This window comes from Streptomyces triticisoli, assembly GCF_003270085.1.
Lineage (GTDB): Bacteria > Actinomycetota > Actinomycetes > Streptomycetales > Streptomycetaceae > Streptomyces > Streptomyces triticisoli.
Genome location: NZ_QFDQ01000010.1, coordinates 1 through 24,675 on the forward strand (window position 1 = coordinate 1; position 24,675 = coordinate 24,675).

A 24,675-nucleotide genomic window follows, 5' to 3' on the forward strand; every position below is an offset into this window, starting at 1 on the left:
CCCGGGCGCACCGTGACCGCCCGGACCGCCGTGACCGCCGGGGCGGCCCGGGGGCTCGGTGCCGAAGGGCGGGCCCGGCGGGATCGGCTCGGCCGGGCGGTTCACCTGCGAGGGCCGGGAGCCCTGGTACTCGTAGGAGTCGCCGCCGAAGGGCGGGCCGGGCGGCTGCGGGAAGCGGGGGGCACCCGGGCCGGGACCGGTACCGGTCCCGGGCGCCGGCGGGCGCGGCGCGGCCGGGGTGTACGAGGTCGCGGTGTTCGTCAGGAAGTTCCACCGGCACTCCTCGCAGAACGGCGCACCGCCCTCACGGGGCGTACGGCACTGCGGGCAGAGCTCCGGCTCGGGGGCCGGTGCGGCGGACAGGTGCGGGTGCCCGCCGGGCACACCCGGGTGACCGGGACCGCCCGGGCCACCGTGACCGCCGGGCCCCGGTGCGGGCGGGAAGCCGTAGCCGCCGGCCGGGGGCGGTGGGGGAGGCGGGGGAGGCGGGGGCACGGCACCGGCCATGCGGTGACCGCACACCTCGCACCAGTCGTCGGAACCCGACTGGTGTCCGTTCGGGCAGGTCGGCATGTCGGCGCTTCCCCCTCTCCTTTCCGGCCGTCTCGACCGGATTTCTCCCACCCCGAGGGGCCAGGCTCGCTGTCTTTCGCTGTCTGTCGCGGCGGTGCCGCGTCACTTCTTCACACGAACGGTCTTGGTGGACCGAGTCTCGAGAGTCATCTCGTCGGCCTCCTCGACCTTCGTCTTCAGTCGCACAGTACCTGTCGCCGCGTCGACCACGTCCACCACCTTCGCAAGCAGTTTCGCAGTATCCGCGTTCCCCGAGGCGCCGGCGAGCTGAACGGCCCGGCCCAGTTTGGCCGTTGCTCCATCGATATCGCCTGCTTTGCGAAGGTCGAGCCCCTGTTGGATGACCTGTGCCAGTTCGGCCTGCCCGGTGTAGTGGGCCACCTGCGGGTTGATCGAGGTGGACGCGGCCATGTCGTCGGTCCACACGGCCCGTACGAGGCCCTGCGCGCCCAGGTTCTGTACCGTTCGGTCAGGCTGCGGGACCACCAGGGAGACCCGGGCGGCGAGCATTTCCTGGCCGACGCCGGCCGCGGGCACCTCCACGCAGAGGTGGTAGTCACGGGACTCGTCCCCCCAGGAGCCGGTGGGGTAGTCCCCGGAACGCGGGCCCGCCTCGGTGCGGCGGTCCGTCAACTCCTCAACCGCAGGGGCGACTTGCTTGACGAACTTGATGGTCGCGCCGACCGGCGTCCACACCCGCAGGGCGACGTCCGCGACCTCCTTGCCCATCGCCGTCTCCATCATCCGCGTGAAGTCGGCGGCCAGACCGGCCGGATCGGCGACGATGTCGGCGGTGCCGAGCAGCGCGGAGGCGATCCCTGTGACTTCTTTCACTTCCCAGTCGGTGCCCACGCCACGCGCGTCACACGTGAAGCGTCCCGCGCAGTCGCCGAGCGCCCGCTTGAGGTCCTCGGGCGACTCGTGCTCGTTGCGGCCGTCGGTGAGCAGGATGCCGTGCCGGATGTCGGCCTCGGCCGAGGACAGCAGCCGGTCGGCCAGCCGCAGCCAGGTGCCGATGGCCGTGCCGCCGCCCGCGTTCAGCCTGCGCAGCGCCCGCTTGGCCTGCTCGCGGGTGGCGGCGTCGGCGACCGCGAGCCGGCCGTCGCCCGGATAGACCTCCTTGGCCACGTGCGTGCCGCCGACCACCGCGAAGCGCACGCCGTCGCGCAGGGTGTCGATCGCGGCGGCCGTGGCGTCCCGGGCGTTGCGCATCTTGGTCTGCGGGTAGTCCATCGAACCCGAGCAGTCGACCATCAGCACCACCGCCGCGGACGGTCCCTGACCGGATGTGTGGAGGTGCGGTGCCGCCACCGCGCCGCCGATGGTGCCGCCGCCGGTCGCGGTGACCGTGACGATCGCGTTGACCTCCCGGCCGTCCTCGGGCAGGTACTCGTTCTGGTACACGTCCACCGAGAACCGCGGCACGCTGGACTTCGAGAAATTGGCCATGCCTTCCCAGATCCCCCTTCTGGAACCCCCGCGCGCGGGAGCGACGACTGTGAACGGGCCGCTCCCCTCCGGCCCTTTGAAGCTTCCTCGTCGGTGAGGGCTCGCGCCGGGGGTCCCGTCGCGTGCCACGTGCCACATGCCACGTGTCACGTGCCGCGGCGGGCCCCGGCATACGTCCCTCAGGGCGATCCTGCCCCCCGCGGCGGGGCCGGGAACGGCAGGACGGCCACTGTTACGTTGTCGTGGCCCCCGCCGTCCAGGGCGTGGCCGACCAGTACCCGGGCGCTGTGCAGCGGACGTACGGCGGCGTCGTGGGGGACGGCCCGGGCCATCTCCTCGGCCGTCTCGGCGTAGTTCCACAGCCCGTCCGTGCAGACCACGACCACACCCGGCCGGTCCGGCTTGAAGGAGGCGGTGTGCGGCTCGAGTTCGTAGGCGTCCGCGCCGAGCCAGCCGGTGATCGCGTGGGCGCGCTCGTCGGCGTACGCCTCCGCCTCGGTCATCAGGCCCGCGGCGACCATCTGCGCGGCCCACGAGTCGTCCTCGGTGAGCCGGGCCGGGGGCGCGGAGCGGTCCACCGGCACCCAGTAGACGCGGCTGTCGCCGACCCAGCCGACGACCAGCAGGCCGGAGGTGACCACCGCGCCGACGATCGTGCAGGCCGGCGCGTTCTGGTGCGGGGCGTGCTCGCGGGCCGTCGCGGGTTCCTCGGCGAGCGACTCGACCGCCTTCGCGGCGGCCACGATCGCCTCGTGCATGGCCTGCTGGGGATGCGTGCCCCGGGGGAGCGCGGCCAGCAGGGACTCGCTCGCCGCCCGCGAGGCGGCCAGTGAGGCGTCGTCGGGGCGGGTCGCGGAGGACACGCCGTCGCAGACGATCGCCACGGCCGCGGGCGAGCCGTCGGGCAGCGTGAGGTGGCCGACGGCGAAGGAGTCCTCGTTGCGGTGGTGGCGCAGGCCCCGGTCGCTGACCGCGGCGATCGGGCCCGACTCCTGCTCCATGTGGTCGCGTTCGCGCGGCTGGGCGTGCCCGCAGTTCTCGCAGTAACCGTCGCTGTCGACCCGCCCCGCCCGGCACGCCACGCACACCGCGGCGCCCTCGTCCGGGGCGGCGGCGTCCGCGGCCACCCGCGGGTCCGGCGCCTGCAGCGGGTACTCGTCGGGCTCCGCCGGCCGGTCGAGCCGCACACCGCAGGCCGGCGGCGCGGGGGAGTCACCGAGCGGCGGCTGCGGCTCCGCCTGGCGTGGGGGCTGGGCTGCCGGGTGCGGCGCCTGGGGCTGAGGTTGGGGCTCGGGCTGCGGCTGCGCCTGCTGCGGAGGCTGGACCGCCGCGTACGCCTGATCCTGACCCTGGGCCTGTGGCTGGGCTGCGGCCGGAGCCTGTGGCTGGGTCGGCGGCTGCGGCGCCGTTTGGCGCGGGGGCTGGGCGGCCCGATGCGGCTGGCCCTGTGCCTGCTGCGGGGGCTGGGCGGGCGGCTGCGGCTGCCGCTCGACCGCCGCCTGAGCCTGCGGCTCCGCCTGGCGCGGGGGCTGGGCTGCCGGGTGCGCCTGCGGCTGCGGCTGTGGCTGCTGCGGAGGGTGAGCCGGCGGCTGGAGCTGCGGTTGCCGCGGAGGCTGGGCTGCTGCCTGTCGCTGCCCCTGGGCCTGTGGCTGTGGCTGCGACTGCGGTGCCGGTGGTGGGGGCGGCGGGGAGCCGCCCGCGTTCGTGCCCGGCACGTGCGGGCGGGGCGGGACCTCGGAGGCGTCCGGGTGCGGGGCGTGGGGCCAGGCGGCGCCGTCGGCGTGCTCGCCGGGGGCGGCCGGGCGCGGCACCGAGGCGCCGTTCATGGTGAGCGTCGGCGTGTCGTTCCGTCCCGCGGCGGCCGCGGACAGGGCGCATCCGCACGCGCCGCAGAAACGGTCACCCGACTCCACCGGCTCCGCACAGCTCGGGCACTTCGGCAGGGCGGCCTGCTGGTGCATCTGCGACATCAACTACACCCACGTCCGGGGGCGGTAACGGTTGGCACGTTCCACCAGGTCGATCCTCTCCTCGCCGCCGGAGGCCAGCCGGGCCAGCGTGCGGTACGAACGCTCCAGGCCGAAGCGGAGTCCCCGCTCGTCCAGGTCGCTGCCGAGCAGCACCCGCCGGGAGGCCGGGTCGGCGGCCCGTCCCCCGGAGAGTATCCAGTCCAGGGCGCAGCCGAGGACTTCCGCCGACAGCCGCTCGCGCCGCGCAGGATCCAGAGCGTACGCCTGAAGTGCCTCCACCTGCCCGGCGGCGGCCGTCAGGTCCTCCAGGAACGGCGTGTCGGACGCGGCCGCCGTCCGGTGCCGCAGCCGCGCCCGTACGGCCGCCACCCGCGCCGCCGTGTAGTGGATGGAGGACTCCGGAACCGACTCCAGGGTCCGTACGGCCCCACGCCGGTCACCGGTGGCCAGTTGGACGCGGGCCAGGCCGAACGCCGCGCTGACCTGGCTCGGGTCGGTGGACCACACCAGGCGGTAGTACTCGGCGGCGTTGTCGAGCTGGCCGAGCACCTCCGCGCACAGGGCGAGCGCCAGCTTCGGCGCGACCTCGCCGGGGAAGGCGTCGTAGATCGCGTCGAAGGCGAGGGCCGCCTCCTCGTGGTCGCCGGTGACCAGGGAGGTCACACCCCGGTACCAGACGACCCGCCAGTCGTCCGGGTCCTCCTCCTCCAGAGCGCGCAGGACCCGCAGCGCGACGGCCGGCTCACCGGTCTCCAGCCGGGCGCGGACCTGGCGCAGCCGTGTCTCGGTGGACTGCGTGGGCGCCGCCGCGAGCGCGTGGACCAGCTCGGCGGGCGCCGACGTCAACAGACCCGCCAGGAAACCCGCGTTCGGGTCGGTGGGGTCGACGTGGGGGACCGGCAGGGCGAGGGCGGCGGTCGGCGTGTCGACGGGTTTGACGAGGACCGGCGGAGCCGGGACGGCCGACGTGCCCGGGCTGCCGCCCGCGCCCTGCGCCGCGCCCGCGGGGAGCGCCGGAGCGGACCTGCGCGTGCGCGGCACCCGTGCCCCCAGCCGGGACACGTCCCCGTCCAGCCGGGGGAACAACTCCGTGTCCGTCACCCTCAGTTCCGGCCCGAACAGCGTCGACAGGGCCGGCCGCGCGTGGCCGGTCTGCAGGGACACGACCTCCCGCAGTACGCCCGTCAGCTGCTCGGACATCTCCTGCGCGGAGGCGAACCGGCGAGCCGGGTCGGGGTCGGTGGCGCGGACCAGCAGGCGGTAGAAGGACTCGTACCGGTGGAAGACCTCGATGCTGTCGGGGTCGGGCAGACTGTCCGCGAAGACGTTCGTGTAGCCCTGGAAGTCGAACGTGAGCACGGCGAGCGTACGGCCCACCGTGTACAGGTCGCTGGCCACCGACGGGCCGGCCTCGGCGACTTCCGGCGCCTGGTAGCCGACCGTGCCGTAGATGGCCGACTCGTCGTCGTCCATGCGGCGCACCGCGCCCATGTCGATCAGCTTGAGCTGGTCCTCGGTCTGGATCGCGTTGTCGACCTTGAAGTCGCAGTACAGCAGGTTGCGGCTGTGCAGATGGCCGAGCGCCTCCAGGGCCTCGATGCCGTACGCGCACGCCTGCTCCACCGGCAGCGGGTCACGCCTGCCGTCCGGGGCGCGGCGGGAGTTGGCGATCTCCTTCAGCGACTTGCCGCCGACGTACTCCATCACGATGTAGCCGTCGAGGGAGCCGGTGCGCTGGTCGAGGTGCTCCACGAAGTTGTAGATCCGCACGATGTTGGCGTGCTCGATCTCCGCGAGGAAGCGCCGCTCGGAGATCGCCGCCTCCATCGCGTCCTGGTCGCCGGTGTCCAGCAGGCCCTTGAGCACCACCCACCGGTCGGACACCGCCCGGTCCACGGCCAGGTAGATCCAGCCCAGCCCGCCGTGCGCCAGACAGCCCGCGACCTCGTACTGACCGTGGACGATGTCCCCGGCCCTCAGCTTGGGCACGAAGGAGTACGGGTGACCGCACTTGGTGCAGAAACCCTCCGTACGGCCCGACCGGTCACCGCGCGCGCGGCCCACCGGCGCCCCGCAGTCCGCACGCGAGCAGAACCGCTTCCGCTCCGGCACCTCGGGGCTCTCGAGCACCATCGAGCGCGGGTCGGGCCGCGGCACCTGCGGCACCTGCACCAGTCCCGCGCCCAGCCGGCCGCGGCCGGAGGAGCCCGTCGTCGAGCCGGAGCCGCGCACCGACACCGAGCGGCCGGTCGACCTGCCCGACAGCGAGCGCGACAGCCGTCCCGACACCGAGCGGCGGGACCGTGAGGAACCGGTCGACTGCGACGACGTACGCGAACTGCGGGCGCTGCGCGCGCTGGAGGCCGAACCGCCCGTGACCCCGGTGGGCGGTGAGCCCACCGTGCCGGTCGTCGAGACGACCGGCGCGAGACCGCACGTGTCGCAGTACAGCTCGCCGCCGCCCACGTCCTCGTACGTACCCTGGCACTCCGGCCGCTGACAGCTCTGCCCCGCCCGACTCATGACTCCCCCCTACCGTCCTTGCCGGCCCCGCCGTCACGGTCCCGGGGCCCGCCCTGCTCCGGCACCCGCGCGCTGCCGAGCGCTTCGGCCGCCGCCTGCTGGTAGCGCAGCACGGCCTGCTCGGCCACCCGCAGGTCGCAGGGCGCGCTCCACAGCATGCGCCGCGCCGCGTCGTACCGCTCGACCAGCAGCGGGTCCTCCGCCAGGCCGTGCCGGGCCACCTTCGCCCGGTACGCGTCCAGCCGGCCGCGCAGCTCGGCACGGACCGCCAGCGGAGCGGTGACCGCCGTCAACGACTCGCGGGCGCGCAGCAGTTCGTCCTCCGCCTTCTGCTCCAGGGAGTCCAGCAACGGCGACAGGCGGTGCCACTGCGCCTGTCTGCGGTACTCGGCGGCCGCCGCCAGCTGCTCCTGCAGCACGGTCGGCGGACCGCTGACCACCGGCACCTCCGTCGCCGCGATCTTCGCCAGCACCTCGCCCCGCGCGGTGCGCGCCTCGGCGAGCGTGCGGTCCGCGCGCGAGAGCAGGTCCCGCAGCCTGATCAGCCGCTGCTCGGCGTCCTGCCGCACCCCGAGCACGGCGTCGATCTCCCGGCGCACCTCTTCCAGCGCCCGCGCCTCACGGTCGTACACCGTGGTGTCCGGCCGGCCGCCGCCCGGCGCCGAACTGCCCTGCGCCGGCACCCAGAAGGCCAGCGGGTCGGAGACCACCTCCGCACGCAGCTTCGCCAGCGTGCGCGTGATGCGCTCCAGGTCGTCGCCCGCCGGGTGCTCGCCGGGGCGGACGCCGACCGAGTGCGCGAGCCGGCGGGTGCGCCGCAACTCCGCGGCCAGCAGGTCGATCCGCGCGGGCAGCGCCGACCAGACCGCGTCGGCGGCGACCACCATGTCCAGGCCGGCCGCGTACAGCTCGTTCATCCGCTCCACCAGCGCGGCCAGGGAGAAGCTCCGGCTGAGCCTGCTCGGGCCGGCCAGGGTCGGCGCGTTCGCCATGGCCGTCGCCGAGCCGGCGACCGTGACCGACTCGCCGCGCAGCAGCTCCGTCAGCTCCACCAGGTCCTCGCGGCTGGACCAGCGGCGGCGGGCACGGATCTCACGGGCGGTGCGCAGCGCGCCGCTGTAGGCGTCGAAGTACGTCCACAGCAGCGTGATCGACGCCTCCGTCGCCGCCCAGCGCTCCTTGGTCACGCCGGTCAGCTCGGCACCCTCCAGGAGTCTGCGGCCCGCGTGGTCCTGCAGGGCGAGGAGTGAGGTCTCGACGGCCTCGTGCTCCGAGCCGAGCCGCGCCAGCGCACGGTCCACCTCGTCCCGGTCCATCACCGGCCCGGCGGGGTCCGTGACGCCCATCGATCACCTCTCGCTGCGCTCGTGTTCCGTCTGTCACCGGTAGCTCGCCGTCGGCGGGACCGCCGACGACGACTCCCTACCCAGCGTGGCGGACAACCACGTGTCGTACGACGCCTTCCAGCCCCCGTCCCCGCGGTAGCTCTCCAGTATTCGGTTGACCCGGCGCACCAGGTCGTCGGCGCCCAGCTTCATCGCCACACCGTAGAACTCCTTGGTGAAGCTCGTGCCCTTCAGCGCCACCGTGGGGTCCTGCGCGGCCTGGCTGGCGGCGAGCGCACTGTCCGTCACCACCGCGTCCACCTCGCCGAGTTGCAGCCGCACCAGGCAGTCCAGCTGGTTGGGGACGGTGGTGGTGATGTCGGTGGAGGCGGGAAGTCTGCCGTTCTTCGTGTCGGCGGACAGGTGGTCGTAGGCGGTGGAGCCGGTCGCCGAGCAGACCTTCCGGCCGGCCAGGGAGGCGTCGTATCCGGTGATCTTCGACGTCTTGGGCGCCAGAACCTGCTGGCCCGTCAGGAAGTACGGCGCGGAGAACGCCACCTGCCTCAGACGGTCGCACGAGATCGTCATGGTGCGCACCACCATGTCCACGCGGCCGCTTCTGATCGCGGGGATGCGCTCGTTGGTGGGGATGGCCTTGAACTGCACCTTGCTCTCGTCGCCGAGGATGTCCTTGGCGATGCGGTGCGCCAGGTCGATGTCGAAGCCCTCCAGCTCGCCGGTGGAGTTGTTCGGGTTGCGGTAGCCCCAGCGGTAGCTGTTCTGGTCGACGCCCACCGACAGGTAGCCGCGCGACCTGATGGCGCTGAGGGTGGGGCCGTCCGCGCTCGACGGGGACAGGCTCTGGTTGTGGGCCTCGCTGTCCTTGCAGTTGTCCGCCTTGGCCCGGGTGCCGTGGGCCGTCCCCCGGCTGCTCGGGGTGGGGTCGTCGGGCCGGGTGTCGGCCGCGTGCGGCTGGGTGCGCGGCAGGGGCAGGAGCAGGACCAGTGTCAGCGCCAAGGTGCAGACGGCTGCCATCGCTCCCACGCCTCCCCAGCCCTTCAGGCCGGCCCGCAGACGTCTTGCTCGCATCGTCACGCCCCCTTCCCCGTTCACCTGTACTCCGACAGTCTGCGCCCGATGCCGAGCACCGCGCCGGCCGCGCCGAGGACCGCGAGCACCGCGGAGCCGGCGGGCAGGCCGGTCATCGCGGCCAGGCCGGCGCGGGCGGCCTGCCTGAACTCGTTCGTCTCGTGGGTGAGCGCCGACGCCAGTGAGGTGTCGACGTTGTCGAAGCACTCGCCCGTCGACTGGTCCTCGGCCGTGGTGCCGATGACCCGGTCCCGTGCCTTCTGGTAGTCGCCGGAGTCGTTGGCCCGGCGGGCCAGTTCGTGCCGGGACTTCCAGACCTTCATCGACTCGTTCGCCACCTGTACGGGCTTGCGGCCCGCGGTGTCGTCGGCGAGGCGGTCGGCGTGGGCGAGGGCCTTCGCGAGTCTGTCGAGCTCCTGGTCGTACGCCCAGTCGTAGGCGTCCATGACCGTGTTGTTTTTCAGCGTCTTTGTCTCCGCGCCGCGGCTGACGAGGGTCAGGTTCTCGTTGCTGCGGGCCTTCAGGGAGGCGATACGGGCGTCGTGCAGCACGCTCAGCGAGCGCACGCCGTGGGTGTAGGAGCCGTTCAGGCCCGCGCGCGCGACGCTGTGGCCGATCACCAGCCACAGCAGGACGACGGTGGTGGCCGCGGTGGCGGCCACCAGACCGTGGTTCAGCACCCTGTTCGTCCGCAGGTAGTTGCGTCGCTGGGCCCGGGCGAGGGCCGCCAGGGCGACGACACCGAGGGCGATCGCGGCCCATGGGTACGGGGTCGCGTCCGCGTAGTCGGCGCTCAGCCGCTGGTTCTCCTTCTGGTACAGGTCCTCGGCCGCCGGGAGCATCTCGTTCTGCATCGTGTCGTTGGCGGTGCGCAGGTAGGCGCCGCCGACCGGGAAGCCCTGGCGGTTGTTGGCGCGGGCGGCCTCCACCAGGCCCTTGTAGCGGGGCAGGAGTTCGTTGAGCCTGGTGATGGTGGCGGCGGAGGGAGACCCTGGGGCGGAGTTGGCGGCGGCGGTGACGAGTTTGGCGGCGGCCGTGCGGATGTCGGACTCGTAGCGCTCGCGGGTGGCCGTCGTCTCCTGCAGGCCGGCCAGGTAGCCGCTGGTGGCCATGGTGTTGGCGTCGGCGAGGGAGCGGTAGATGTCCGCGGCGTCGGAGCTGAGGGGCTGGCTGCGGTTCAGGACGTCGTCGGCGGCCGTGGCGCGGTTGGTGGTCTGCAGGGCGGTGACGGCGCCGAAGGTCACGACGAGGAGGGCCAGGACGGCGCCGATGATGCGGAGGCGGCCGGGTTCTGTGGTGGCGGCGTGGCGGAGGCGGTCCGCGCCTTCTGCGAGGGCGGTGCGGCGTGGGGGCGTGGGGGTGGGTGGGGGCGGGGATGTGGGGTGCGGCGGGACCGCGGGTGGTGGTGCCGTGTTTGTCGGCGGGTGTGTCACTGTGACCTCCCCCATGGTCATCCGTCACCGCAAGTATCGCTGCCGGGACTGACATCCGCACCGGCCTTCACTGGATCTTGATCGGACCGCAGCGGAGCTGCTCCGCACCACCCCTTGCCCATGAATACGTCGGGGAAGTCGGTTCGGTTCCCCAGCGCTGGTGTTGCGCCCGCGGCGCGTTGTGGGGTCGGGGCCGTGGGGGTGCGGGGGCCTCCGGCGGTTTGGGCCGGGGCGCCTGCGGCGTGTGGGTGGGTCGGGGCCGTGGGGGTGCGTCCAGCCCGCCGCGCACGGGCGTACTGCCCTGAGTTGCCATGGCTGGACTGGGCAGAGACGAAGTATGCGGCGGGCTGTTGACGCACCCCCACAGCCCCTTCCGCCGTCGCGCGGGTGCGGGCCCGTATGGCTGCGGGCAGATCCCACTCCGTGCACGTTTCCCATGGCTCACCGTTCGAAGTGGGCCCGCAGTGTTTCCTGTGCCTGCGCGGAGGCTCTCACCTGGTCCAGCCCCAGGAGGGCCGCGCCCAGGACCGGGCTTGCCGTGACCACCTGGGGGGTCGCCTTCGGGGCGCGGGTGGACAGGAGGGCGTGGATGGTGTCGTCCAGTTGGGGGTGGCGGGCGGCCAGGACGCTGCCGCCGAGGAGGACGGGGGTTTCCTCGTCGAGGAGGTCCAGGCGGGTCAGGGCCACCGTGGCCATGGTGACCACCTCGTTCGCCAGGCGGTCGACGATCGTGCGGGCGATCGGGTCGCCGTCCGCGGCCGTTCGGAACAGGACCGGGGTCAGTTCGTGGCGGCGGTGGTGGTCGACGCGGTTCAGGTGGAGGGCCTCGATGAGGGCGTACATGGAGGCCAGGCCGAAGTGGGCGGGGAGGGTGTGGGACAGGGCGGTGGCCTCGCCGCGGCCGTCCTCCGCCCGGGCCGCGTACCACAGGGCCTCCTCCGCCAGGCCCCAACCGCCGCCCCAGTCGCCGGAGATGCGGCCGAGCGCGGGGAAGCGGGCGGTGCGGCCGTCCGGGCGCATGCCGACGCAGTTGATGCCGGCGCCGCAGACGACGGCGACACCGCGGGGTTCGGCCACGCCCGCGCGCAGGATCGCGAACGTGTCGTTGCGTACGTCGACTGTCGTGCCCCACGCGCGTGCGTGCAGGGCGGTCGCCAGTTGTCGTTCCTCGATGGGCAGGTCGGCGTTGGCCAGGCAGGCCGAGACGTGGTCGGCGGAGGTGACTCCCGCTGTCGTGTAGGCCCGGCTGATCGTTTCTGCCAGGGTGTCCACCGCCGTTTCCACGCCCACGGCCGGTGGCCGGAATCCACCGCCGCGGGCCGTGGCGAGGACGTTTCCGTCGGCTGCCACGACCGCTACGTCGGTCTTGCTGTTGCCCGCGTCGATGGCGAGGACGCTTGCGGTCAGGCCCACGCCAGGTGCTCCCGGTTGTGCGCGATCAGTTGGTCGGTGAGGGTTTCGGCGTACTCGTACTGGCCGATGAGGGGGTGGGAGAGCAGGGCGCGGAAGACGCGGTCCCGGCCGCCGTGCAGAGCCGCCTGAAGGGCCAGGTCCTCGTACGCCGTCACGTTCGCCATCAGGCCCGCGTAGAGGGGGTCGACGGAGGGGATGGGGAGGGGCGTCGTGCCCTCGGGGCCCACTGCTGCCTGTACCTCGATCACCGCGTCGTCCGGGAGGAAGGGGAGCGTGCCGCTGTTGTGTGTGTTCACCACCTGGTACGGGTTTCCGCCTCCATTCAGGAGCGCTGCGGCGAGGTCCACCGCCGCCTCCGAGTAGTAGGCGCCGCCGCGCTTGGCGAGGAGGGCCGGCTTCTCGTCGAGGGCCGGGTCGCCGTACATCGTCAGCAACTCGCGCTCCATTGCCGCTACTTCGGCCGCTCGGGAGAGTTTTGTGCGCATTTCCTCCACTACTTTGTCGTGCGTGTAGTAGTAACGCAGGTAGTAGGAGGGGATCACGCCCAGGCGGTCCAGGAGGGGGCGGGGGAGGCGGAGGTCGTCGGCGATCGTGTCGCCGTGGTCGGTCAGGAGTTTGGGGAGGACGTCCTCGCCGTCCGGGCCGCCCAGGCGTACCCCCGTCTCCCACGTGAGGTGGTTCAGGCCCACGTGGTCCAGGTGGAGCTCGGCGGGGGCGACGCCCAGCATCGCGGCGAACTTGCGCTGGAAGCCGATCGCCACGTTGCACAGGCCGACCGCCTTGTGGCCGGCTTGGAGCAGGGCGCGGGTGACGATGCCGACCGGGTTGGTGAAGTCGATGATCCAGGCGTCGGGGTTGGTGCGGCGTACGCGGTCGGCGATGTCCAGGACGACTGGGACCGTGCGCAGCGCCTTGGCCAGGCCGCCGGCGCCCGTCGTTTCCTGGCCGACACAGCCGCAGGCCAGGGGCCAGGTCTCGTCCTGTTCGCGGGCCGCCTGGCCGCCGACGCGCAGTTGGAGCAGGACCGCGTCGGCGCCGTCGACGGCCCTGTCCAGGTCGGAGGTGGTGACGATACGGCCGTTGTGTGCCTGGCGGGCGAAGATGCGGCGGGCCAGGCCGCCGACCAGTTCCAGACGGTCCGCCGCCGGGTCGACGAGGACCAGTTCCTCGAGGGGGAGGGTGTCCCTGAGGCGAGCGAAGCCGTCGATGAGTTCGGGGGTGTAGGTCGAGCCGCCGCCGACCACGGTGAGTTTCATCCGCAACCTATACAAGCTGATGACCACTCAGGTGAAGGGTGCGGGGGCGGTGCGCGGGTCGGGCCTGGTTCAGTCCTTGAGGAACGGGGCCGTGTCCAGCGTGGGGTACGGGGCCGGGAGAGGGAGCGGCTCGCCGAGGTCGACCTTGGCCTCGTCGTCGTAGTACGCCTTGGTGGGGTCGTCGCCGGGGAGGATGGGGGTGGTGTAGCAGTGAGCCGTGTTGGTGTTGCGGTTGATCAGGATGTAGACGGGGACACCGGCGGCGGCGTAGGTGCGGAACTTGGGGCCGGTGTCCGTTTCGTGATTGGTCGAGGTGACCTCGCCGATCAGGGCGATCATGTCGATGGGGTACCAGCCCTTGTGGGCCTTGCGGTACGACTCGTCGAGCTCCGAGGCCTTGCGGCGCCGAACGTAGAAGTCCGGGATGAACAAGGTCATGGTGCTGCCGTCCTTGTGTGCGGCGCGATAGCCGTTGCCCATGCCCACAAGACGGAATCCGGCCGCACGGAACTGGTAGCTCAGCTCGAAGGCGCCGTCGTTGTGGTGGTCGTTCGGCTGTGGCGGCACGATGACCGTCCCCTCGACATACTCGGGTCGAATCGGCATCGGCGACGCCTCTTCGATCGCACTCAACAGGTCGATGGGGTCCACCTGCGTCATCACCGGCTCCATGATCGGTTCGGCGCTCATCGCTGGTCTCCTTGTCGCGCTGGTGTCAGGCTACGCCCGCGCCGGGTGCCCCGGCAGAGCAATGGAGCCCGCCGGGCGCGTTCCACGGCGAAACCTGAGGGCCTTCACTCGAATGAGTGTGCTGAACCGTTCCGTCCCTCCCCACGCATGCGAGAGGGGCGGCGCCCGGGCACTGCCGAACGCCGCCCCTCTCGTGGATCCGCGGCCCTACTTCGTCATCGACTGCGGCGGAATCGGCGACGCCGCCAGCGACTGCGGGGAGGTGGTGCTGGCGAAGGCCGAAGGGGCCGCCATGCCGGCCGTGGGGTCGGGGGCCGGGGTCTCGTCCGCCGGGGCGGTCGCGCCGCCGACGATGGGGATGTCGGCCGCGTCGAAGGCCCGCTTGATGCGCCAGCGCAGCTCGCGCTCCACGGTCACCGACTTGCCCGGCATGGTCTTGGCCGAGACGCGGACGACCATCGAGTCGATCAGCACGCTGTCCAGGCCGAGCACTTCGATCGGGCTCCACAGGAGCTCGTTCCAGGGCTCCTCCTTGCCCATCTTCTCGGCGACCTCGTCCAGGGTGGCCTTCACCTTGTCCAGGTCCTCGTCCGCCCTGACGGTGACGTCGACACCGGCCGTCGCCCAGCCCTGGGAGAGGTTGCCGATGCGCTTGACCTCGCCGTTGCGGACGTACCAGATCTCGCCGTTCGCCCCGCGCAGCTTGGTCACGCGCAGGCCGACCTCGATCACCTCGCCGCAGGCCACGCCCGCGTCGATCGAGTCGCCGACGCCGTACTGGTCCTCCAGGATCATGAAAACGCCGGAGAGGAAGTCGGTGACCAGGTTGCGGGCGCCGAAACCGATCGCCACGCCGGCCACACCGGCCGAGGCCAGCAGCGGGGCCAGGTTGATCTCGAAGGTGGCCAGCACCATCAGCGCCGCCGTCCCCATGATCAGGAAGCTCGCCACCGAGCGCAGCACCGAGCCGATCGCCTGGGAGCGCTGCCGGCGGCGCTCGACGTTGACCAGCAGCCCGCCCAGCGCGGTGCCGTCCACCGCCTCGGCCGTGCGGCTCATACGGTCGATGAGCTTGGTGATCGCCCGCCGGACCACGCTTCTCAGCACCGCCGCGATCACCAGGATCAGCAGCACCCTCAGACCGATCGCCAGCCACGTGGACCAGTTCTGCTCGACCCAGCCGGCGGCGTTCGTCGCGCTCTCGTGGGCGTCCTGGAACGTGGGGACCGTCAGGGCCGGCGTCTCGGAGGGCGACGGCGACGGCGACGGACCGGCGGCCAGTAGGACGGCGGGCAAGGACACGACAGGTACCTCCAGGTGCATCCGCCCTCCGGCACAGGGGTCAATATCGTCTGGGTCACGAAGAGGTCACCGGACGGGCAGAACCACCACACTAACGGGGCACGGTGTGGGGATCGGTGTGAAGTTCCGGGGATGACCGGTGAGGGACGGTGTCCACCCGCCTCTGATCAGGTCGTGTGAGGGGGGCGCGGTCCTGGGGAGGAACCCGGTGTGGTCGAAAACACTCCCAGCCCGTTACCGGGACATGGTGGCGCGTTCACCAGGCATGAGGGGAAACTGACTCCAGACAGCCCCGGCGCGAGCCACGCGCCGCCGGCGTACAAGGAGGCATCCGTGCCGCATGTCCTGATACTCAACGCGTCGTACGAGCCCCTCGGCGTCGTACCGCTCCGCCGCGCGCTCGTGCTCGTCCTCGAGAACAAGGCAGTCTGCCTCGAGGAGTCCGGCGCCTATCTGCACAGCGCAACCGTCACCGTCCCCGCACCCAGCGTGGTCCGGCTCAAGCGTTTCGTGCGGGTTCCCTACCGGGGGCCCGTTCCACTGACCAGGCGAGCGCTCTTCGCCCGCGACGGGGGCCGGTGCATGTACTGCGGCGGCATCGCAACCAGCGTCGACCACGTCATCCCGCGCTCACGCGGGGGCAAACACGCTTGGGACAACGTGGTGGCCTCCTGCCGCCGCTGCAACCACGTCAAGGCCGACCGCCACCTCGTCGAGCTGGGCTGGCGCCTGCGCCACAAGCCGGCCCCGCCCACGGGCCTGGCCTGGCGCATCATCGGCACCGGGCATAGGGACCCGCGCTGGCTGCCCTACCTGCAGCCGTTCGGCGCGGACGACGCCCTGGCCCGGATCGACGGCATCTCCGCCTGACGGATCCGGGCCTTCGCATTGGCTGACGGGCGTGCCGCCCGGCCCTGCGTCCTGTGCGAGTGCGCAGGGCCGGGCGGCACGCTCGGCCTCAGTCGAACCAGCTCACCTGGCGACGATCCTCTCGCCGCGCACATCGGTCAGGTAGGTGAGCATGAGCAGCCCACGCGTTTCGGTCCGGACGCCCGGGCCGAGGCCGGTATAGGCGGCGCCCTCCAGAAAGACCATGGATTCCCGTACGGCGATTTCATTGGCCAGCCGCTCCGTCTCGGTGCGAGCTGCTTTTGGGAGCCCGTCCAGCAGGTCGTCCTGGAACAGTTCCCAGTGCCAGTCAGCCACCGGCGACCTCGCGGTGTGCCGTGCGTACGATCTCGGCGGCCTCGCGAATGGCACGTTCGCGAACGGCCGGGTCCGGGTCGTTGATGGCCTGCTCGGCGGCGTGCAGTCGGCGCGCGGTCTCAGGGTGCCGCTCGATTTCGACCACGACGCCCCACTGCCGGTAGAACATCCGGATCGGCACTACGCTGTCCTCGTCCCCGGCGCGGACGAAAGCCTCCTGCAGGTCCTCGAAGAACTCGGGCAGACGGGAGGGCGCCACCGTCGCCACGGCCTGCCGCAGGGCCGGCAACGTCAGAGCGGGCCGCGGGATAAGTGGGACGTCCCCGTCCGTGCAAGGCATGGTCATCGGCTGCCCCTTCCGCTCGTCCAGCACCTTTCCGGCACGGGCCCACGCTAGCGCCATTCTCGTCACTCCTTCGTGCGAGCGAGCGGATCGCCACCGCAGAGGGTGAGGCCGAGACCCCACTGCGCCCAGACCGTCTTGCCCACCCCGGCCCTCGGTCCCGCACCCCAGTCGTCGGCCAGCGCCGCGACGATCGCCAGCCCGCGCCCGAACTGCTCCTCGCCGGTCGCGTCCCGCGGGCACGGCAGCCGCTCGCCGCGCGGGTCGTCGACCTCGACGCGGAGGGTGATGGCGGTGACGACCAGTCGTACGCGGATGAGCCGGTCCCGGAGGCTGCCGTGCAGCAGGGCGTTGGTGACCAGCTCGGACACTACGAGGGCGACGTCTCCTGCGAGGTGCGGATATCCCCACTCGGTGACCAGGCGTGCGGCGCGGCGGCGGGCGAGGGCGACGCTGCGGGGGACGGGGGTGTAGTCCAGTTTGTCTTCGTGGAGGACGGGTTCGGGGGTGGTGCCGGGAGCAGTGGGGGTTGGGGTTCGGGCATGGGTGCGCACCTCCCGTCGGCTTCGCTGTGTAGGCGACTGAGTGCTGAAAGTAGCGATGCGTGCGCTCTCGGTGCAATCGAACTGGGGAAATTCTTCCTGAGAGTGTGAAATCGTCGACTGGGTAACAAAGGTGGGACACACGGTGACCGTGACGCGATCTACTCAGCCTCGACAGGGACAGGTGTCAACTGTCCTGGCGCGCCGGCTTGGCGGAGAACTACTGCGCCTACGCGACGCTGCGGGCAAGACTCAGCAACAGGCCGCAGCGGCTATCAGCGCGACCGGCACCAAGATCGTGAAGATGGAGCGGGGATGGGTGCCCATGCGGGACCCGGACATCCGGGTTCTGTGTGAGTTCTACGGCTTGGACGACCCCAAAGCCCTGGCCAGACTCCTGGATTTGGCCCGGCTGGACCGCGAACGCCGCAAAGCGAAGGGGTGGTGGAAGCACTCACCCCACCCGGGCACGCTCTCCGAGTACATCGCTCTGGAAGACGCGGCAAGCCGGGTGCGCACCTGGCAACTCTCGCTGGTTCCAGGCCTGTTCCAGACTGCCGAGTACGCTCGTTCGCTGGCGATCAGTGAAGGCGCGGGAGTGTGGGAGGACCCTGACGAGATCGAACGGCTGGTGGAGATCCGCATGCGCCGCCAGGCACGTCTCCACGAGGAGCGTCCACTTCAGGTGTACGCCATCGTCTGGGAGGCCGCGCTACGACAGTTGATCGGCGGCCCCGGCACGATGCGCGCTCAGCTGGAACACCTGCTGGAGGTGGCCAAGCTGCCGAACGTACGACTCCAGGTGCTGCCGTTCCATGCGGGCGGACACCCCTGCATCCCAGGGGCGTTCACGATCATCTCGTTCGCCGAAACCGCGGCCGTGGACGTGGTCCACGCTGACACCATCGCGTCTACTGTGTGGGTGGAAAGCGAGGACGAAAGCACGGCGTACGGCGCGTTCTTCGAACGTACTGCGCGACTGAGCCTCGCCCAGCACGACTCGGTCCTGCTGATCGACACCATTCGCCAGGAGATGTAACCCATGCGCGAGTTCGACTTCGTCAAGTCCAGCTACAGCAGCACGGCCGGCGAATGCGTCGAAGTCGCCCGCAACGTCCCCCACGCGGTGGCCGTCCGCGACTCCAAGGCCCCCGCCGGGCCGATGGTCCGGCTCACCCCGGAAGCCTGGACGGAGTTCACGGCGTCGTTGAAGTGACGCGAGGCGCTGGGGCAGGTCACCCTGCGCAACGGCCCGGCCGCCGGCGACTTCCCCACGGGAGGCCGGACAGATCCACGGCTGCCTCGGAGCCGTCGTTTCAGGCCGGACGGATGTTGTGGTTGAGCCGGAAGAAGTTCGTCGGGTCGTAGCGCCTCTTCAGCTCCGCGAGGCGGGGCAGGTTCCCGCCGAACGTGTCCCGGACGAGGGCGTCGTTGTCCTCGTAGAAACCGGGGAAGTTCACGTACTCGCCGCCGGAGGAGAACGGCTCCACCGCGGCGTAGACCTTGCGGGCCCATGCGATGCAGACGTCGTCGTCGCGGGGGTTCTCCCAGTTGGCCTCGATGCCGAGCAGGAAGGGCGCGGAGCGGTCGCCGAACGCGGTCGCCTCGGGTGCCACCCTGCTCATCGCTCCGCCCAGCTGCCATACGTCGAGCGTGCTCTCGTGCGTCGGAGCGGCCTCATTGAGGCTGACGAGGAGGTCCACCGCGTCGTCCGGCAGGCGGTCGAGGTAGCGCGACTTCCAGTAGTACCGCATCGAGTGCGGCGGGTAGTCGTCGTCGAAGAACCGCTGCACCTCGAGGTACGTCCTGCGCCCGCTGAGATCGGCCAACGGCGAGCCGTGCGCCCGCAGTGACCGCAGCGCGTGCTCGCCTTCCTCCGGGCTTCCACCGTGCAGGGCCAGATACATCACGATCGGGGTGCCGTGGTGCTCGGCGGGGACCTCGTCGAGGCTCGGCGCGTGCCACAGCACCGCGAACGCGCTGACCTCGTCGGGTGCGCCGGCCTGCCACTCCCGGAAGAACCGCAGGGCTTCGGCGGCGTCGCTGCCGGGGTGCATCACGACGGCGAAGAACACCTCAGGGCCGACGGGGTGGGCGCGGTAGGACAGGGATGTCACGACGCCGAAGTTGCCGCCGCCGCCCTGCAGCGCCCAGAAGAGGTCGGCGTCGGCCTCCGGTGCCGCCCTGACCAGCCTGCCGTCGGCGGTCACGAGATCGGCCCCGAGCAGATTGTCGCTGCTCAGCCCGTGAAGCCGCCGCAGCCAGCCGAGCCCGCCGCCGAGGGTCAGGCCCGCGATCCCCGTGCGCGTCACCACCCCCATGGGCACGGCGAGGCCGAACGGCTGCGTCTCGTGGTCCAGGTCCCCGATGGTGGCTCCGCCCTGGGCGTCGGCCGTGCGCCGGGCCGGGTCGGCGCGCACCGCTCTCGACAGGGAGAGGTCGACGACGAGGCCGCCGTCGCACAGCGCGTTGCCCGAGACGTTGTGGCCTCCGCCGCGGACGGCCACCAGCAGATCGTGCTCGCACGCGAAGGTCACGGCGGCCATGACGTCTGCCGTCCCTGTGCAACGGGTGATCAGGCCCGGTCGCCGGTCGATCATCCCGTTCCACAGGGCGCGCACGCTGTCGTATCCCGGGTCGGACGGTCCGACCAGGCCACCCCGTATGCGCTCGGCGAGAGCCTCGACGCGGGCCTGCGATACCCCCGTGGTCGCTCCTGACGTGGTCGTCATCTCGAGATCGGGCATGCGGTCCTCCTCATGCCACTGTGCGCCGGGGTGTTCCGCTCCTCTTTTCCAGGGTGGAACGCCAGGGTCGGGGACGCATCCTCACCCGGCACAGGCCTGCCCCGCCGACGCACTCCGGCGACCACCTGACCGACACCTGGAAAGTCTGGTGGGAACACCGGTGCCCGGGGTTCCCACCCGCCGGCGCTCGGCTGTTGAGCACGGTGCGTCCGCTGGGCCACTACGAGCGGTCGACCGCCTTTGGTTGCACAGCGTGACAGATGCAGGCAACTGCTCGTGGTTCGTCCGGGCGCCCGGGGGCCCTGGGCGGGGAAACCGATCGAGGCAAGGTTTTGCCTGGTCTTGACCAGTCCCGGTAAACGTGCTGATCACCACATCCGCTTCTTGATCTTGTTCAACTGATTTCCCTTTTCCGCCAGTTGACCTTCCGCTTGGCTGCGGGGCTTAGTTGCGGCGGACAACTGTGCGAGCGCTGTGGGTGGGATGTGGCGAGGATGTGGACCCGGTTGCGGGGCGGGGGCAGGGCCGTCGGGGCGCTACTGAGCGTGACGTTGGCGGTGGGGGCGGTTCCGGCCCTGGGGGGTGGCGCGGCGGCCGCGGTGCCGGCCGCGCCGCGCAGTGCCGCAGCCGGTGCGGCCACCGGTGGGGTGTCGGAGGGGGAGGCGCTGGCCGAGGCCCGGCGCACGGGCAAGCCGGTGGAGGTCTCCGCCCGACGGGGGGAGTCCCGTGAGGTGTTCGCCACGCCGGAGGGGCGCCTGGAGGCGCGGGAGTATCTGCGGCCGGTCTGGGCCCGTGGCCAGGGCGGCTGGAAGCGGGTGGACACCGGCCTGGTGGCGACCGGTGCGGGGATGGTGGCGCCCCGGGCCGCGACGGTGGACGTGCAGTTCTCCGGGGGCGGCACGGGGGTGCCGCTGGTGCGGATGCGGCGGGCCGGGCGGGAGCTGAGCCTTACGTGGCCGGCCCCGCTGCCCAGGCCGCGGCTGGAGGGGGCGGTGGCGACGTATGCGTCGGTGCTGCCGGATGTGGACCTGCGGATGACCGCACAGGAGGACGGCTTCACCCAGCTGCTGGTGGTGAAGACGGCGAAAGCCGCGGCGAACCCGGAACTGGCCGAGCTGCGGCTGAGACTGTCGGCGTCGGGCCTGGAGGTGCGCGAGAGCGACGAGGGCGGGCTGGAGGCCGTCGACGAGGGGGCCGCCGGGGCGGTGTTCGAGGCGCCGAGGCCGCTGATGTGGGACTCCAGCACCGGCGAGCAGCCGGCCGCCCCCGCCGGGTCGCGTGCCGCCGTATCCGGTGCGCAGGCCGCGGTGGCGGAGGATGCGAGCGGCGAGCCGGGCGCGGGGGAGTCGGGCAAGCTGGCGCCGGTGGGGGTGGAGGTGACGGCCGGGCAGGACGAGCTGGTGCTGACCCCGGACCCCGACGTGCTGAAGGGTCCCGACACGACTTACCCGGTCTACATCGACCCGCAGTGGTACACGCCGAAGGCGTCGGCGTGGACGATGGCGTCGAAGTACTGGGCGTCCTCGCCGCAGTGGAAGTTCAACGGGGCCTCGGACGCGGGGCTTGGCTACTGCAACTGGGCGTACTGCCAGCCGCATGACACCAAACGGCTGTTCTACCGGATTCCGACCTCGACGTTCGCGGGCAAGTCGATCCTGTCGGCGGAGTTCGTGGTCCGCAACACCTGGTCGGCGTCCTGCGACGCGCGGTCGGTGCAGCTGTGGCAGACCAAGGACATCTCCGCCTCGACGACGTGGAACAGCCAGAACGCCTCGGGTTTCTGGATCAAGCAACTGGCGTCGAAGTCGTTCGCCCACGGCTACAGCGGCTGTGCGGCCAAGGACGCGGAGTTCAACGTGAAGTCGGCGGTGCAGGCGGCCGCCGACAGCAAGAGCGCGACGATGACGTTCGGGCTGCAGGCGGCCAGCGAGACGGACGGCTACGCCTGGAAGCGGTTCTCGGACAAGGCGTTTTTGCGGGTGCAGTACAACCGGCCGCCGCCGCAGGTGAAGATGTCGCAGCTGACGATGGAGTACGGCGGCAGCTGCAAGAAGCCGGCCGACGCGGCGCGGGTGCGCACCCTGGGCAAGGTCTACGCCAACAGCGTCACCGACCCGGACGGCGACAACGTGGCGGTGCAGTTCGAGGCCAAGTGGGACACCGGCGACGGCAAGGGGCTGATCGCACGGTGGAAGCCGGCGCTGACCTCGTACAAGAAGTCCGGGTCCAGCTTCTCGATCAGCCTGCCGACCAGCGTGCCGCAGAACAAGCAGATCAACTGGTACGTGCGCAGCTACGACGGGGCCCAGTACTCGCCGTGGTCGCATGCGGGTGATCCGACGGCCTGCTACTTCTACTACGACACCTCGGTGCCCAAGGCGCCGTCGATCACCTCGGGCGACTACCCGGCCTCGAACCCGGAGGACCCGGACGACCCCTGGTACGACGGGGTCGGCCAGTACGGCACCTTCACCATCGGCTCCTCCTCGACGGACGTGATCCGCTACCGCTACGGGTTCAACACCGACCCGTCCGCGGCGCAGCAGATCACCACCACCGGCGGAGCGGCCAAGTCCGTGCGCCTGCTGCCGGCCGGGCCGGGCCTGAACTTCGTCACCGCCCAGGCGTTCGACCAGGCAGGCAACGGCTCCGAGGTGCGGACCTACCAGTTCCGGGTGAAGGCCGGGCAGCCGGAGCGGGCGATGTGGCAGATGGACGAGGACGCGGGTGCGAGTCAGGCCGTGGGGTCGGCGCCGGAGCGCACGCTCGATCTGCGCGGCGGCGCCACACCGGGTGTGCCCGGGGCCAAGGGCACGGCGGTGTCCTTCAACGGAGTCGACGGCTACGCGGTCTCCGACATTCCCGCCGTGGACACCTCGGTCGGGTTTTCCGTCTCGGCGTGGGCGAGGCTGTCGACGATGCCGGACGGTGCGGCCATCGTCGCCGCCCAGCCCGGCAACCACGCCCCGGGCTTCGAGCTGTACTACTCCAAGTCGTACGACCGGTGGGTGTTCAACCAGTACAAGGCCGACGCCCCGGGCGCAGGCATCGTGCGGGCCATGGCACCCTCTCCGGGCGGGGTCACGGCCGGACAGTGGACGCATCTGGTGGGCACCTACAGCCTGACCAACAAGGAGTTGAAGCTCTACGTCGACGGTGAGTTGGCCGGTACTACCGTCTACGACTCCCCCTGGGATGCCCGTCGGGGTCTTCAGATCGGTGCCGGCTCCTATGACGGCGGCAGGCTGGCCTCGTTCTTCCCCGGGGCGATCGACGAGGTGCAGATCTTCGACAAGCCGCTGTCGGTCGGTGAGGTGACGCGTCTGCACGGCAAGGGGTCGCTCATCTCGGGCCGTCCGGCGCGGGCGGTGTTCCCGATGGACGAGCCCGCGGACGCGACGCAGCTGACCGGGAAGGCGGAGGTGCCGGCGGCCACCTTCGTCGGAGGGGTCACCTCCGGGCAGCCCGGTGTGGCGGGCAGGGCGCTGACGCTGAACGGGGTCGACGGTTACGCCACCACCAAGCGGCCGTTGCTCAACAACCAGCGCAGCTTCGCCGTGTCCGCATGGGCCAAACTGCCCAAGACCAAGCCGGACCACGCGGCGATCGTCGTCACACAGGCGGGCACCTACCGGCCGGGGCTGGAGCTGTACTACTCGAAGGCGTACGACCGGTGGGCGGTCAACCAGTACTCGGCGGACTCTCCGGACGCCACACCGATCCGGGCCATGCAGGCCGATGGGCAGACCGCCCACGGGGACACGTGGACGCACCTGGTCGGCGTGCACGACACCGTCGCCAACAAGCTGATCCTGTACGTCAACGGTGTGAAGGCCGGGGAGACGGACCTGAAGGCCAACTGGTACGCGGGCGGGGCGGTGCAGATCGGCGCCGGTTCCTATGACGGCAAGCCGGGCTCGTTCTTCCCCGGCACCATCGACGACGTCCGGCTCCTGGACCGGCCGGTCGCCGCCGACGAGGTCCGCCAGATGTTCCAGCAGCGTCCGCTGGTCGAGAGCCGGTGGACGTTCGAGGAGACCACCGGGACCGGCCCGGTGACCACCCCGAACGCGGTGCCGGGAGGCAGCGCGCTCACGCTGAACGGCGGCGCGAAGAAGTCGGACTTCGCCTTCATCGACTTCGGCGGCCTGGAGCTGGACGGCGTCGGCGGCCACGCGGCCACGACGTCCGTACCGGTCGACACCGCTGCCAGCTACACCGTCACCGCCTGGGCACAGGCCGCCGCGCTGCCGACCAGCGGTGTCGCGCTGGTCAGCGCCGAGGGCTCGGTCCAGAGCGCCTTCACCGTCCGCTTCGTGCCGGACCCCGCGAACCCGGAGGGCCTTGGCCACTGGGAACTGGTCATGCCGGACAAGGACGGCGCGGACGCGACGGTCGTACGCGTGAAGAACAGCGAGTTCTTCGACGCCCGGGACTGGAACCACCTGGCCGTGGTCTACGACGGGTTCGTCAAGCAGGCCCGCCTGTACGTCAACGGAACGCTGCAGGAGATCTCCTGCGACGGCGACGGCGACGGCGAGAACTGCGGGGACCAGGTCTCCTGGGCCGAGAACACGCTCGCCTTCAAGGCCACCAAGTCTTTCCAGGTCGGCCGCGCCAAGACCGACGGAGCCTGGGGCGAGTACTTCCCCGGCCTGGTCGACGACGTCTGGGCCTTCCAGGGGTCACTGACCGACGAGCAGATCGGGAAGCTGGCCGCCAGCTGGTTCGACGTACCGACCGAGGTGCCCGGCGTCGGCTGACCTCCGGTGGCGGGACAACCGGGCCCCCAAAGCGATTTGGCATTCAACTTC

The 24,675-nt window shown here is 71.5% G+C and carries 18 protein-coding genes and 1 pseudogene; 4 read left to right on the forward strand and 15 right to left on the reverse strand.

Going from position 1 to position 24,675, the window contains the following annotated elements; all coding sequences use genetic code 11:
- The 11 genes and pseudogenes from DEP02_RS02065 to DEP02_RS02120 form a co-directional block, all read right to left on the reverse strand.
- A pseudogene (locus DEP02_RS02065) lies at nucleotides 1–573 on the reverse strand (FHA domain-containing protein); the annotation flags it as partial.
- Nucleotides 574–675: 102 nt separating this feature from the next.
- The gene (locus DEP02_RS02070; protein WP_112465584.1) at nucleotides 676–2,022 is read right to left on the reverse strand and encodes a vWA domain-containing protein; all 1,347 of its coding nucleotides are present in this window, start codon (nucleotides 2,020–2,022) and stop codon (nucleotides 676–678) included.
- A 179-nt stretch (nucleotides 2,023–2,201) separates the two neighbouring features.
- Complete coding sequence (locus DEP02_RS33825) at nucleotides 2,202–3,992, reverse strand: PP2C family protein-serine/threonine phosphatase (RefSeq protein ID WP_232838921.1); 1,791 nt, start codon at nucleotides 3,990–3,992, stop codon at nucleotides 2,202–2,204.
- 3 nt (nucleotides 3,993–3,995) lie between these two features.
- Nucleotides 3,996–6,515, reverse strand: a complete 2,520-nt coding sequence (locus DEP02_RS02080) for a serine/threonine-protein kinase (protein ID WP_112465585.1) — start codon at nucleotides 6,513–6,515, stop codon at nucleotides 3,996–3,998.
- On the reverse strand, nucleotides 6,512–7,861 hold the full coding sequence (locus tag DEP02_RS02085; RefSeq protein ID WP_112465586.1) for a coiled-coil domain-containing protein: 1,350 nt from the start codon (nucleotides 7,859–7,861) through the stop codon (nucleotides 6,512–6,514). Before DEP02_RS02085 ends, DEP02_RS02080 begins: the two co-directional genes overlap by 4 nt.
- 33 nt (nucleotides 7,862–7,894) lie before the next feature.
- Nucleotides 7,895–8,929, reverse strand: a complete 1,035-nt coding sequence (locus tag DEP02_RS02090) for a glutamate ABC transporter substrate-binding protein (RefSeq protein ID WP_112465616.1) — start codon at nucleotides 8,927–8,929, stop codon at nucleotides 7,895–7,897.
- 20 nt (nucleotides 8,930–8,949) lie between these two features.
- Nucleotides 8,950–10,362 carry a GlnX family signal transduction membrane protein gene (locus DEP02_RS02095; protein ID WP_232838922.1) on the reverse strand — a complete coding sequence of 471 codons (1,413 nt, stop codon included), beginning with the start codon at nucleotides 10,360–10,362 and terminating at the stop codon, nucleotides 8,950–8,952.
- A 441-nt stretch (nucleotides 10,363–10,803) separates the two neighbouring features.
- The gene (locus DEP02_RS02105) at nucleotides 10,804–11,775 is read right to left on the reverse strand and encodes an N-acetylglucosamine kinase (protein WP_112465588.1); all 972 of its coding nucleotides are present in this window, start codon (nucleotides 11,773–11,775) and stop codon (nucleotides 10,804–10,806) included.
- Complete coding sequence (locus DEP02_RS02110; RefSeq protein ID WP_112465589.1) at nucleotides 11,766–13,031, reverse strand: 6-phospho-beta-glucosidase; 1,266 nt, start codon at nucleotides 13,029–13,031, stop codon at nucleotides 11,766–11,768. The genes DEP02_RS02105 and DEP02_RS02110 overlap by 10 nt, the downstream gene beginning before the upstream one ends.
- Before the next feature lie 69 nt (nucleotides 13,032–13,100).
- On the reverse strand, nucleotides 13,101–13,721 hold the full coding sequence (locus DEP02_RS02115; protein ID WP_112465590.1) for a Uma2 family endonuclease: 621 nt from the start codon (nucleotides 13,719–13,721) through the stop codon (nucleotides 13,101–13,103).
- A gap of 207 nt (nucleotides 13,722–13,928) precedes the next feature.
- Nucleotides 13,929–15,023 (reverse strand): mechanosensitive ion channel family protein, encoded by a 1,095-nt coding sequence (locus DEP02_RS02120; protein ID WP_500298738.1) that lies wholly within the window; start codon nucleotides 15,021–15,023, stop codon nucleotides 13,929–13,931.
- 333 nt (nucleotides 15,024–15,356) lie between these two features.
- On the opposite strand from DEP02_RS02120, the gene DEP02_RS02125 reads away from it, so the two are divergent.
- Nucleotides 15,357–15,893 carry an HNH endonuclease gene (locus DEP02_RS02125; RefSeq protein WP_112465592.1) on the forward strand — a complete coding sequence of 179 codons (537 nt, stop codon included), beginning with the start codon at nucleotides 15,357–15,359 and terminating at the stop codon, nucleotides 15,891–15,893.
- Between the two features lie 102 nt (nucleotides 15,894–15,995).
- Here the strand turns inward: DEP02_RS02125 and DEP02_RS02130 are convergent, their stop codons facing one another.
- The 3 genes from DEP02_RS02130 to DEP02_RS02140 are packed head-to-tail and all read right to left on the reverse strand — an operon-like array spanning nucleotide 15,996 to nucleotide 17,126.
- On the reverse strand, nucleotides 15,996–16,229 hold the full coding sequence (locus DEP02_RS02130) for a hypothetical protein (protein ID WP_112465593.1): 234 nt from the start codon (nucleotides 16,227–16,229) through the stop codon (nucleotides 15,996–15,998).
- Entirely contained in the window at nucleotides 16,222–16,632 is a 411-nt protein-coding gene (locus DEP02_RS02135) for a hypothetical protein (RefSeq protein WP_232838923.1), read from the reverse strand. The genes DEP02_RS02130 and DEP02_RS02135 overlap by 8 nt, the downstream gene beginning before the upstream one ends.
- A 5-nt stretch (nucleotides 16,633–16,637) precedes the next feature.
- Entirely contained in the window at nucleotides 16,638–17,126 is a 489-nt protein-coding gene (locus DEP02_RS02140; protein WP_112465594.1) for an ATP-binding protein, read from the reverse strand.
- A 172-nt stretch (nucleotides 17,127–17,298) separates the two neighbouring features.
- Here DEP02_RS02140 and DEP02_RS02145 point away from each other — a divergent pair, with 172 nt between their 5' ends.
- Entirely contained in the window at nucleotides 17,299–18,153 is an 855-nt protein-coding gene (locus DEP02_RS02145; protein WP_232838924.1) for a DUF5753 domain-containing protein, read from the forward strand.
- Between the two features lie 3 nt (nucleotides 18,154–18,156).
- Complete coding sequence (locus tag DEP02_RS02150; RefSeq protein WP_112465595.1) at nucleotides 18,157–18,330, forward strand: DUF397 domain-containing protein; 174 nt, start codon at nucleotides 18,157–18,159, stop codon at nucleotides 18,328–18,330.
- A 100-nt stretch (nucleotides 18,331–18,430) separates the two neighbouring features.
- Here the strand turns inward: DEP02_RS02150 and DEP02_RS02155 are convergent, their stop codons facing one another.
- Complete coding sequence (locus tag DEP02_RS02155; RefSeq protein ID WP_112465596.1) at nucleotides 18,431–19,861, reverse strand: FAD-binding oxidoreductase; 1,431 nt, start codon at nucleotides 19,859–19,861, stop codon at nucleotides 18,431–18,433.
- 494 nt (nucleotides 19,862–20,355) lie between these two features.
- Here DEP02_RS02155 and DEP02_RS02160 point away from each other — a divergent pair, with 494 nt between their 5' ends.
- Complete coding sequence (locus DEP02_RS02160; RefSeq protein WP_112465597.1) at nucleotides 20,356–24,624, forward strand: LamG-like jellyroll fold domain-containing protein; 4,269 nt, start codon at nucleotides 20,356–20,358, stop codon at nucleotides 24,622–24,624.
- Nucleotides 24,625–24,675: the final 51 nt, after the last annotated feature.